General features: G+C 72.2%; 2 protein-coding genes and 1 tRNA gene. All 3 read left to right on the top strand.

What is annotated here, in order from left to right; all coding sequences use genetic code 11:
- Positions 1-182: 182 nt before the first annotated feature.
- A complete protein-coding gene (locus ACFU6K_RS39345; RefSeq protein ID WP_380671524.1) occupies positions 183-545 on the top strand; it encodes a DUF6191 domain-containing protein in 363 nt (120 codons plus the stop codon).
- 259 nt (positions 546-804) lie between these two features.
- The gene (locus ACFU6K_RS39340; RefSeq protein ID WP_014137031.1) at positions 805-933 is read left to right on the top strand and encodes a DLW-39 family protein; all 129 of its coding nucleotides are present in this window, start codon (positions 805-807) and stop codon (positions 931-933) included.
- A gap of 186 nt (positions 934-1,119) precedes the next feature.
- A tRNA-Ala gene (locus tag ACFU6K_RS39335) sits at positions 1,120-1,192 on the top strand.
- Positions 1,193-1,237: the final 45 nt, after the last annotated feature.

Below are 1,237 nucleotides of genomic sequence, written 5' to 3'. Positions count from 1 at the left end.
TCCTGTTAGGCCCACCACCGCGAAGGGCCCGGAGTGATCCACTCCGGGCCCTTCGGCGTTTCCCGCCGCGCCGCCTCCGCGCGTCCCACCGCGTTTCCGCCGTGCTTCCCGCCGCCGGACCGGGAACCGCGCGCCCCTCCCGACGGTTCTCGGAGGAGGGACGGTGGAGGGTTGGTGACGGCATGGCGGTGTTCTGGGCGATGAGCATCCCCGGACTGGTCTGCGCCCTGGTGGTGCTGGCCGCGGTCGATCAACTGGCACTTCGGGCGCGCCGCGCCCGCTGGGTGCCCTGGCGGGGGACCGGCCGGGAGGGGCAGATCTCGGCCACCGGGTTCGAGCAGCTGCACGCGCAGTTCGCCGCGGGCAAGCAGCACGAGCTGGACGAACGTCGCAGCACCCTGATGCTGCGGGACGAGGAGGGCGAGGGGGCGCCGCCGCGGACCAGGGTGGACCTGGTGAACGGCACCGCCGTGGTGGTGGCGCCGGGCCGCCCGGCGGACGGGACGGCGGGCGGAACCGCGGACGGCTCGGCGAGCCGGGTCTGATCCGCGGGCGCGCGGGACGGTCCGGACACGGCCGGACCGCCCGCCAGGAGGTGCGGCGTCAATCCTGGGACCGGACCGCCGGGTTGGCCACACCGGTGGCTGGTCACGATTGGGACACCGGTGTGTATCATCGGCCGCAAGGGCAGTCTGGCACCCGGCCGCCCGTTCGCGCTCGAAACACAACTGGACTCGTCGGCCCGGTCAGTCCGGCCGGATCCGGCTCTTGAGTCCACCAACGCAAGAAGGACGAGGTCCCGCGGTGAAGAAGCTTCTCCTGGTCGCCCTGGTCGCCCTCGGCGGCTTCTTTGTCTACCGTCAGGTCCAGGCGGACCGCGCCGAGCAGGACCTGTGGACCGAGGCCACCGATCCGGTCCCGGCCGGTCGCTGAGCCCCCGGCGATCTGACGATCGACGAATTCGGGAGGCGCCCGTCGGCGTCTCCCGGGCCGGCCGGCCCGGTCGACGAACCGGACCGGCCGACCCCGTGGAACGGCACCGTTCCGGGGGGACGGCGCTGGGAATCGCGCCGGAAACCGGTACGCTAGTGCCCGTTGGCACGCGCGCGGTGCCGTCGAGGGGCATTAGCTCAGTTGGTAGAGCGCTGCCTTTGCAAGGCAGATGTCAGGAGTTCGAGTCTCCTATGCTCCACAGTCCACAGCAGTAGCCGATCGGCCGCCGACCAGGATCCTGGTC

The organism is Kitasatospora sp. NPDC057512 (genome assembly GCF_042802135.1).
GTDB lineage: Bacteria > Actinomycetota > Actinomycetes > Streptomycetales > Streptomycetaceae > Kitasatospora.
The sequence above is the reverse complement of the archived record's forward strand: the minus strand, read 5'-3'. Positions and strand labels throughout refer to the sequence as shown.